This window comes from Streptomyces sp. NPDC054883 (assembly GCF_053610645.1).
Map to the genome: position 1 here is coordinate 1 of NZ_JBSGYT010000091.1, position 10,445 is coordinate 10,445.

At 75.1% G+C, this 10,445-nt stretch carries 2 protein-coding genes; both read left to right on the forward strand.

Annotated features, from left to right (window positions below):
* Positions 1–8,661: SDR family NAD(P)-dependent oxidoreductase (locus ACWGH1_RS34770; RefSeq protein ID WP_453409341.1), on the forward strand; the 8,661-nt coding region annotated here is incomplete at its 5' end.
* Positions 8,591–10,445, forward strand: a 1,855-nt coding sequence (locus ACWGH1_RS34775) for a type I polyketide synthase (RefSeq protein ID WP_453409342.1), incomplete at its 3' end; no start/stop codon positions are given. The genes ACWGH1_RS34770 and ACWGH1_RS34775, both read left to right, overlap by 71 nt.

Below are 10,445 nucleotides of genomic sequence, written 5' to 3' on the forward strand. Positions count from 1 at the left end.
GTGCTGGCGCACCTCACCGACGGGGTGGGTATCGCGGCGGTCAACGGCCCGGACTCGGTGGTGGTGTCGGGTGTGGAGGCCGCCGTGCTGGCGGTGGGGGAGCACTTCGCGGCTGCCGGCCGCAAGACCAGCCGGCTGGCTGTTTCGCACGCCTTCCACTCGGCGTTGATGGACCCGATGCTGGACGAGTTCGGCGCGGTGGCGGCCCGGTTGACGTACTCCGCTCCACGCATCCCGGTGGTCTCCACCGTCACCGGTGAGCTGTCCGAGGCCTGGCAGTCCCCGGAGTACTGGGCCGGCCAGGTCCGCGAGCCCGTCCGGTTCGCCGACGCCGTCCGCCGTGCCGAGGAACTGGGCGCCCGTACCTTCCTGGAGATCGGCCCCGACGCCGTCCTGACCGCGCTCGGAGCCGGCTGCGTCAGCCGCGAGGACACCGCCTTCCTCCCCCTGCTGCGCCGCGACCGCGACGAGGCCCGCGAGACGCTGACCGGCGTCGGAGCGGCCTGGACGCGCGGAACCGCCGTCGACTGGGCCGCCCTGCTGGGCCGCGCCGGCCGCCCCGGCCCGCTCGTGGACCTGCCCACGTACGCCTTCCAGCGCAAGCGCTACTGGCTCGACGTGCCGGTCCGGCCGGGCGACGTCGGGTCGGCCGGCCTCGACCCGCTCGACCACCCCGTCCTCAGCGCCGCCGTCCTGTCCCCCGAGTCGGGCTCCGTCGTCCTCACCGGCCGGCTGTCGACGGCCGGACAGCCCTGGGTCGCGGACCACGGCGTGCACGGCGCGGTCCTGCTCCCCGGCACCGGGTTCGTGGAACTCGCCGTACGCCTCGGCGACCAGGTCGGCTGCGACCTGCTGGAGGAACTGACACTGGAGGCGCCCCTCGTCCTGCCCCCGTCCGGCGGCGCGTCCCTGCGCGTGGCCGCGGGTGCACCCGACGAGACGGGCCGCCGGCCGCTGCACATCCACTCCCGCCTCGACGGCGCCTCCCAGGACGCCTGGACCCGGCACGCCACCGGCTTCCTCGCCACGGGAACGCCCCCGCACGTCGAGGCCGACCTGACCCAGTGGCCGCCGCGCGGAGCCACACCCGTCGAGGTCGCGGGCGCGTACGAGCGGTTGCGCGAGCGCGGCTACGGGTACGGCCCCGCCTTCCAGGGACTCAAGGCGGCCTGGCGGCGCGGCGACGAACTCTTCGCCGAGGTCGAACTCCCCGAGTCGGTGCGCGCCGAGGCCGGCCAGTACGGCCTGCACCCCGCGCTCCTCGACACCGCCATGCACGTCGACGTCCTCGTCGACCAGGGCGAGGGCGGCACCGAGGCCCTGCTGCCCTTCGCGTGGAGCGGAGTCGCCCTGCACGCCGTCGGCGCCGCCGCGCTGCGCGTCCACGTCCGCCGCATCCGCGGCGCCGAGGAGTCGGCGATGGTCGTCGCCGACGAGACCGGCCGTCCCGTCATGACCGTGGCCTCGCTGATCTGCCGGCCCGTCTCCGCCGACCAGCTGGAACCGGCCGGCGGCGCCGTCTCCGACGACCTGCGGCACATCGAGTGGACCAGCCTGCCGGCGGCCGTCCTGCCCGGCGACTCCTCCTCGGTCGTCCTGGACGAGTACGGGCTGGCCATCCTCGCCGACGCCCCCGCCGTCGTCCTGGCCTGCCACCCCGCACCGGCCGGCCGGCCGGTGCCCGAGGCGGCCCGCGCGACCACCGCGTACGTCTTGGGCCAGCTGCAGTCCTGGCTCACGGACGAGCGGTTCGCGCAATCCACCCTCGTCGTCGTCACCCGCGGCGCCGTCACCACCGACCCGGCCGCCGCCCCCGACCTCACCCAGGCGCCCGTATGGGGCCTGGTCCGGGCCGCACAGGCCGAGCACCCCGGCCGGATCGTGCTGCTCGACACCGACCCCGACGAGCCCGCCGCACCCGCCGACACCGACCCCGGCGTCGTCGCCCTCGCCCTGGAGCAGCACGAGCCCGAACTGGCCCTGCGCGGAGGCCGGTTCCTCACCCCCCGGCTCGTCAAGACGGCCGTCCCGGAGGCGCAGTCCCCGTGGGGCGGCGAGGGCACCGTCCTGGTCACCGGCGGCACCGGAGGCCTCGGCGCCCGCGTCGCCGAACACCTCGTCACCCGCCACGGCGTCCGGCACCTGGTCCTCACCAGCCGCCGCGGCGGCGCCGCCCCCGGCTCCGCCGCACTGCGCGACCGGCTCCTCGAAGCCGGCGCCTCGGACGTACGCATCGCCGCCTGCGACGCCGCCGACCGGGCCGCACTGGCCGACGTCCTCGCCGCGGTCCCGGACACCCACCCGCTCACCGGCATCGTCCACGCGGCGGGCGTCGTGGACCCCGGCCTGACCGCCGCCCTCACCCCGGAACGCCTGGACACCGTCATGCGGCCCAAGGCCGACGCCGCCTGGCACCTGCACGAACTCACCGAAGGCATGGACCTCTCGGCGTTCGTCCTGTTCTCCTCGGCCGGCGGACTCGTCCTGCCCGCCGGACAGGGAAACTACGCCGCAGCCAACGTCTTCCTGGACGCGCTCGCGGCCCACCGGCGGGCAGCCGGACGGCCGGCCACCTCACTCGCGTACGGGCTGTGGGCGGTCAACACCGGCCTCGGCGGCGAACTCACCGACGCCGACGTCGAGAAGATGAAGCGGCTCGGCCTGCCCGCCCTGCCCGCCGCCCGCGGCCTCGCCCTCTTCGACGAAGCCCTGCGCACCCGGCACGCCCTGCTCGCCCCCCTGCCGGTCGACCCCGCCGCCCTGCACGCCCGCGGCACCGACATCCCGCCGCTGCTGCGCGGCACGGCACGCCCCGCGACCCGGCGCGCAGCGGCCCAGGCCGCCCCCGTGGGCGACGGCCTGGCCCGCAAGCTGGCGGCCCTCACCACCGCCGCACGCGAGCGGACCCTCCTCGACCTGGTCGCCACCCAGGTCGCGGCCGTCCTCGGCCACGAGAGCACCGACACCGTCGGAGCGGACCGCGCGTTCAAGGAACTCGGCTTCGACTCGCTGGCCGCCGTCGAACTGCGCAACGCGCTGAACGCGGCCACCGGGCTCCGCCTGCCCGTGACCCTCGTCTTCGACTACCCGACCACCCGCGCCGTCGCCGATCACCTCGCCCGCGAATTCGGCGGCACGGAACCCGAGCCGACCTCCGCACAGGCCGCCCCCGCGGCGCACTCCGACGACGAACCCATCGCCATCGTCGGCATCAGCTGCCGCTTCCCCGGCGGCGTGCGCTCCGCCGAAGACCTGTGGGACCTCGTCGCCGAAGGCCGCGACGCCATCGCGGACTTCCCCGCCGACCGCGGCTGGGACACCGACGCCATCTACGACCCGGAACCCGGCCTGCACGGCAAGACGTACGCCCGCGAAGGCGGATTCCTCTACGACGCCGCCGAGTTCGACCCGGCGTTCTTCGGGATCAGCCCGCGCGAGGCCATCGCGATGGATCCCCAGCAACGACTGCTCCTGGAAGCCGCCTGGGAAGCCTTCGAACGCGCCGGCATCGACCCCTCCGCCGTGCGCGGCAGCCAGACCGGCGTCTACGCCGGCGTGATGTACCACGACTACGGGTCCCGCCTCCAGCAGATCCCCGACGACGTCGCCGGCTACCTCGGCAACGGCACCGCGGCCTCCATCCTCACCGGCCGCGTCGCCTACACCCTCGGCCTCGAAGGCCCCGCGGTCAGCGTCGACACGGCGTGCTCCTCGTCGCTGGTCGCCCTCCACATGGCCTGCCAGGCACTGCGGCGCGGCGAGGTCGAGATGGCGCTGGCCGGAGGCGTCACCGTCATGTCGACACCCGAGATCTACGTCGAGTTCGCCCAGCAGCGCGGCCTGTCCGCCGACGGCCGCTGCAAGGCCTTCGCGGGCGGCGCCGACGGCACGGGCTGGGCGGAGGGCGTCGGCCTGCTCCTGGTCGAGCGGCTGTCCGACGCGCAGCGGCTCGGCCACGACGTACTCGCCGTGATCCGCGGCTCCGCCATCAACCAGGACGGCGCCAGCAACGGCCTGACCGCCCCCAACGGGCCCTCGCAGCAGCGCGTCATCCAGCGCGCCCTCGCAGCCGGCGGACTCACCACCGCCGACGTGGACCTCGTGGAGGGCCACGGCACCGGAACCCGGCTCGGCGACCCCATCGAGGCCCAGGCCCTGCTCGCCACCTACGGGCAGGGACGCCCCGCCGACGACCCGGTGTGGCTGGGCTCCATCAAGTCCAACATCGGACACGCCCAGGCCGCGGCCGGCGTCAGCGGCGTCATCAAGTCCGTGATGGCCCTGCGCAACGAACTGATGCCCAAGACCCTGCACGTGGACGAGCCCTCGCCCGAGGTCGACTGGGAAGCCGGCAACGTCCGGCTGCTCACCGAGGCCAGGCCGTGGCCCCGCCGAGCCGACCGACCGCGCCGGGCCACCGTCTCCTCGTTCGGCCTGAGCGGGACGAATGCCCACCTCATCGTGGAGGAGGCCCCCGAGCCGAACCCGATCGTGAGCGAGGCACCGGGCCTTCCGGCCCTGCCGCTGCTGCTGTCCGGCGCCGACCCGGAGGCACCGGCCCGCCAGGCCGAGCAGCTGCACGCCCGGCTGCTCGCCGAACCGGAGCTGGACCTCACCGACGTGGCCCGCACCCTCGCGACGGCCCGGGCGGCACTGGAGCACCGCGCGGTGGTCGTGTCCTCCGGCACCGACCACGAGGGCGTGCTGCGGGGGCTGGCCGCCGTCGCCGCCGGTGACGGGATACGAGGCTCCGCCCGGTCGGGTGGTCGGACGGCTTTCCTGTTCACGGGGCAGGGTGCGCAGCGCCTCGGGATGGGGCGTGGGCTGTACGAGGCGTTCCCGGTGTTCGCGGCGGCGTTCGATGCGGTGTGTGTCGAGGTCGACCGGCGTCTGGGGCGGTCGTTGCGTGAGGTGGTGTGGGGTGGGGATGCGGAGGCGTTGAACGCGACGGCGATCACGCAGCCGGCTCTGTTCGCGCTTGAGGTGGCCTTGTTCCGGCTGGTGGAGGCGTGGGGGGTCACCCCTGATCTGATCGCCGGGCATTCGATCGGTGAGCTGGCCGCCGCGCATGTGGCGGGTGTGCTGTCGCTGGCGGATGCGGCCGAGCTGGTTGTCGCACGAGGCAGGCTGATGCAGGCGCTGCCCGCTGGGGGCGCGATGCTCGCGGTGCAGGCGACGGAGGAGGAGGTGCTGGCGCACCTCACCGACGGCGTGTCCGTCGCGGCGGTCAACGGCCCGGACTCGGTGGTGGTGTCGGGTGTGGAGGCCGCCGTGCTGGCGGTGGGGGAGCACTTCGCGGCCGCCGGCCGCAAGACCAGCCGGCTGGCTGTTTCGCACGCCTTCCACTCGGCGTTGATGGACCCGATGCTGGACGAGTTCGGCGCGGTTGCCGCTCGGTTGACGTACTCCGCTCCGCGGATACCGGTGGTCTCCACCGTCACCGGTGATCTGTCCGAGGCCTGGCAGTCCCCGGAGTACTGGGCCGGCCAGGTCCGGGAGGCGGTCCGGTTCACCGATGCGGTCGCGGCGCTGCGCGAGCTGGGAGCCACCCGGTTCCTGGAGATCGGCCCGGACGGCATCCTGACCGGCCTCGCCCAGCAGACCGTGGACTCCGAGCGGGCCGTCCTCGTACCCGCCCTGCGCAGGAACCGCCCCGAACCCGAAGCCTTGACCGCCGCCCTCGGACAGCTGCACGCCACCGGCGTGCCCGTGGACTGGCAGGCGTACTTCGCCCGCACGGGCGGCCGGCGCGTCGACCTGCCCACCTATCCCTTCCTCCGCACCCGCTACTGGCTCGACGCCCCCGCCGCGGTCGGCGACGCGGCCGGGATGGGACAGGCCGCAGCCGGGCACCCGCTGCTCAGCGCCGTCCTCGTCTCCCCGGAAACCGGAGCCCCGGTGCTCACCGGCCGGATCTCCACCGCCACCCACCCCTGGCTGGCCGACCACGCCGTGCACGGCAGCGTCCTGCTCCCGGGCACCGCGTACGTCGAACTGGCACTGCGCGCCGGACAGGAGGTGGGCTGCGCCCGGCTGGAGGAGCTCACCCAGGAAACCCCGCTGTTGCTCCCCGGGAAGACGGGAGTGGCGGTGCAGGTGGTCGTCGGTGAGGCGGACCCCTCCGGGCGCCGCGACGTCGCCCTGTACTCGCGGGCCGAGGACCTGGCCGCCGACGCGCCCTGGACCCGCAACGCCCGCGGCGTCCTCGCACCGGAGCCGGCGGCGGCCGTCCCCGACCTGGAAGCCTGGCCCCCGGCCGGCGCCCGGCCCGTCGACGTCAGCGGGATGTACGAGGACCTCGCCGGACTCGGCTACGGGTACGGCCCCCTCTTCCAGGGACTCAGGGCGGCCTGGCGGCGCGGTGACGAGCTGTACGCCGAGATCGCGCTGCCCGCTCACGCCCGCACCGACGCCGCCCCCTTCGCCCTGCACCCGGCGCTCCTCGACGCCGCCCTGCACGCGGAGCGGATCTTCGACGCGGACACCGACGGCCCGGTCCGGGCCGCCCTGCCCTTCGTCTGGAACGGCGTCACCGTGCACGCCACCGGTGCGGCCGCACTGCGGGTCCGCCTCACCAAGCCGGGCCCCGACGCGGTCGCGCTGCGGATCACCGCACCCACCGGTGAGCCCATCGCCACCGTCGAATCGCTCGTCGTGCGCGAAGTGTCCGCGGAGCAGCTGTCGGGCGACGCGGCGGCCGGCGGCGGCACCCTGTTCCGCGTCGACTGGCAGACGTACCAGCCCTCAGCCGAGCCGGTGGCGGGCACGGACGACTGGGTGGTGGTCGGGGCCGGGCTGCCGGGCCTGCGCCCGGTCGCCTCGCTCACCGACCTCGCCTCGGAGCAGCGCGTTCCGGGTGTGGTCGTACTGACGGCGCCCGACGTCTCCGACGTCTTCGGCACCAACGCCGGGATCCCCGAGCAGGTCCGCACCTCCGTGGGCCGGCTGCTCGACGCACTGGCCCAGTGGCTCGCCGACCCCCGATTCGCCGGTTCCCGCCTGGTCCTCGTCACCCGCGACGCCGTCTTCACCGGCCGGGCCGACGGGGAACCCGTGGACTGTGTCCAGGCCCCGCTGTGGGGTGTGCTGCGCGCCGCGCAGGCGGAGAACCCGGGCCGCTTCACCGTGGTCGACCTGGACGGGACGCCGGAATCGGCAGCCGCCCTCGCGGCCGCCGTGGCCTCCGCCGAGCCGGAGGCCGCCGTCCGGCAGGGCGAGGTCCTCCTGCCCCGCTACGTCACGGCGACCGGCGCACCCGCCGGGGCGCCGGCGTGGGACCCGGCCGGCACCGTCCTGATCACCGGCGGCACCGGCCTGCTGGGCGCCGTCCTGGCCCGGCACCTGGTCACCGCTCAGGGCGTCCGCCACCTGGTGCTGACCAGCCGCCGGGGCGCGGACGCCCCCGGAGCCGCCGAACTGCGCGCCGAACTCACCGCGGCGGGAGCCGACGTACGGATCGTCGCCGTCGACGTGGCCGACCGGTACGCCTTGGCCGCACTGCTGGACGAGATCCCGGCCGCGCACCCGCTCACGGGCGTCGTGCACGCCGCGGGCGTCATGGACAACGCCCTGGTCGGCGCCGTCACCAAGGAGCAGGTCAGCAAGGTGCTGCGGCCCAAGGTGGACGCCGCCTGGCACCTGCACGAACTGACGAGGGACCTGGGCCTCGCCGCCTTCGTGCTGTACTCCTCGGCCGGCGGCCAGATCCTGTCCGCCGGGCAGGCCACCTACGCGGCGGCGAACGTCTTCCTCGACGCGCTGGCCGCCGAGCGCCGCGCCGCCGGACTCGCGGCCACCTCGCTCGCCTGGGGCCTGTGGGAAGGCACCATCGGCGAGGGCCCGGAACTCACCGAGGCCGACCTGCGCCGCATGAGCCGCTCTGGCGTGCTGGAGCTGTCCTTCCCCGACGGCCTGGCCCTGTTCGACGCGGCCCTCGCCCTGGACGAGGCCCTGCTGGCCCCCGTCCGGCTCGACCGCGCGGCACTGGGCCGCCGGGCCGACGAGGTCCCTGCCCTGCTGCGCGCCCTCGCCGGCCCGCCCGCCCGCCGAGCCGCCAGGCCCACGGAGCTGCCCGCGACGGGCGCCGCCGACACCGGTGGCTCCCTCGTCCGGGCCAAGCTCGCCGGACTCCCCGCCGGGCCCGAGCGGGTCCGCTACGCGGAGGAACTCGTACGGGGCCACGCGGCAGCCGTACTCGGACACGGCGACCCGGCGGGCGTCGAGGCGGACCGGGGCTTCACCGAACTCGGACTCGACTCGCTCGGCGCGATCGAGTTGCGCAACCGGCTGCAGAAGGCGACCGGGCTGCGCCTGCCCGCCACCCTGATGTTCGACTACCCCAACTCGGCGGCGCTCGCGGGCTTCCTGCTGGAAGAACTCGAACCGGAGGAAGTGGAACCCGGGTCGGAGCGCGGAACCCCGGCGGCCGGACGGCACCTGGACGAGGACGCCATCCGGCGGGCCCTGCTCGCCGTTCCCGCCGCACGGCTGCGCGAGTCCGGGCTGCTCGACGCCCTGCTCGCACTGGCGGAGGGCGTCCCGGGCGCCGCCGCGGCCGCCACGGCCGCGGTGCCCGAAACGCCGGACCAGGGTGCGGCCATCGAGGACATGGGCGTGGACGACCTCATTCGCGCCGCCATGGCCGGCGGCGAACCCAGCTGAAACCGACCGGAACCGACCGGATCGACCGGAATTCGAGGATGACGTGAGCACATCGGTGGAACAGGTCGTAGCGGCACTGCGCAAGTCACTCACGGACAACGAGCGACTGCGCGAGGAGAACGCACGGCTGACGGCGGCGGGCAACGACCCCATCGCGATCGTGGCCATGGCCTGCCGCTACCCCGGCGGGGCCGGCACGCCCGAAGGGCTGTGGCGGCTGGTCGCCGACGGCGCCGACGCGGTGTCCGGCTTCCCCGCCGACCGCGGCTGGGACCCCGACGTCTACGACCCCGAGCCCGGATCGCCCGGCAAGTCGTACGCCCGCGACGGCGCGTTCCTCTACGACGCCGCCGAGTTCGACCCGGCGTTCTTCGGGATCTCCCCGCGCGAGGCGCTGACCATGGATCCCCAGCAGCGGCTGCTGCTGGAGATCTCCTGGGAGGCGATCGAGCGGGCGGGAGTGGACCCCACCCGGCTCAAGGGCAGCCGGACCGGTGTGTACGCCGGTGTGATGTACCACGACTACGCGGACGGCAGCGCGGGCAGCTTCGTCTCCGGCCGCACGGCCTACACGCTGGGCCTCGAAGGCCCCGCTGTCACCGTCGACACGGCGTGCTCGTCGTCGCTGGTGGCCCTGCACCTGGCGGCCCAGGCGCTGCGGTCCGGGGAGTGCGATCTGGCGCTCGCGGGCGGCGTCACCGTCATGTCCACCCCGGACATGCTCGTGTACTTCAGCGGGCAGCGCGGACTGGCCCCCGACGGCCGGTGCAAGCCGTTCGCCGCGGCCGCGGACGGCACCGGCTGGGGCGAGGGCGCGGGGGTACTCCTGCTGGAGCGGCTCTCCGACGCACGCCGCAACGGGCACCCGGTCCTCGCGCTCGTCAGCGGATCCGCCGTCAACCAGGACGGCGCGTCCAGTGCCATGACCGTCCCCAACGGCCCGGCGCAGCAGCGCGTCATCCGCCAGGCACTCGCCGACGCCGGGCTGTCGGCGGCCGAGGTCGACGCGGTGGAGGCGCACGGCACGGGGACCCGGCTGGGCGACCCGATCGAGGCGCAGGCGCTGCTGGCCACGTACGGCAGGAAGCGGCCGGAGGGCCGGCCGCTGTGGCTGGGCTCCGTGAAGTCCAACTTCGGTCACACGCAGGCGGCTGCCGGTGTCGCGGGCGTCATCAAGATGGTGATGGCGATGCGGCACGGGGTACTGCCCCGGACCCTGCACGTCGACGCCCCGTCGGACCAGGTCGACTGGTCGGCGGGGGACGTGGAACTGCTCACCGAGGCCCGGGAGTGGCAGGCCGAGGGCCGGCCGCGCCGGGCGGGCATCTCCTCGTTCGGCCTGAGCGGCACGAACGCGCACGTGATCGTCGAGCAGGCGCCCGAGGCGACGGCGGACTCCCCGGCCGGGGAAGAACCGGCGCCGATGCCGTCGTCGGCGGCGCCGTGGCCGGTGTCCGCGAAGACCCCGCAGGCGCTGGCGGACCGGGCACGTGCGCTGCTGGAGGCGCTCGCGGGGGCCGACCACCGGCCCGGGGACGTCGGCCATTCGCTGGCGGCGACCCGCTCGTTGTTCGAGCACCGGGCGGTGGTGTCGGGCGACGAGGCGAGCCGGTTCGGTGCCCTCGCCGCCCTCGCGGCGGGGGAGGAACACCGCGCCCTCGTGACGGGCCAGGCCCGGTCGGGTGGTCGGACGGCGTTCCTGTTCACGGGGCAGGGTGCGCAGCGCCTCGGGATGGGGCGTGGGCTGTACGAGGCGTTCCCGGTGTTCGCGGCGGCGTTCGATG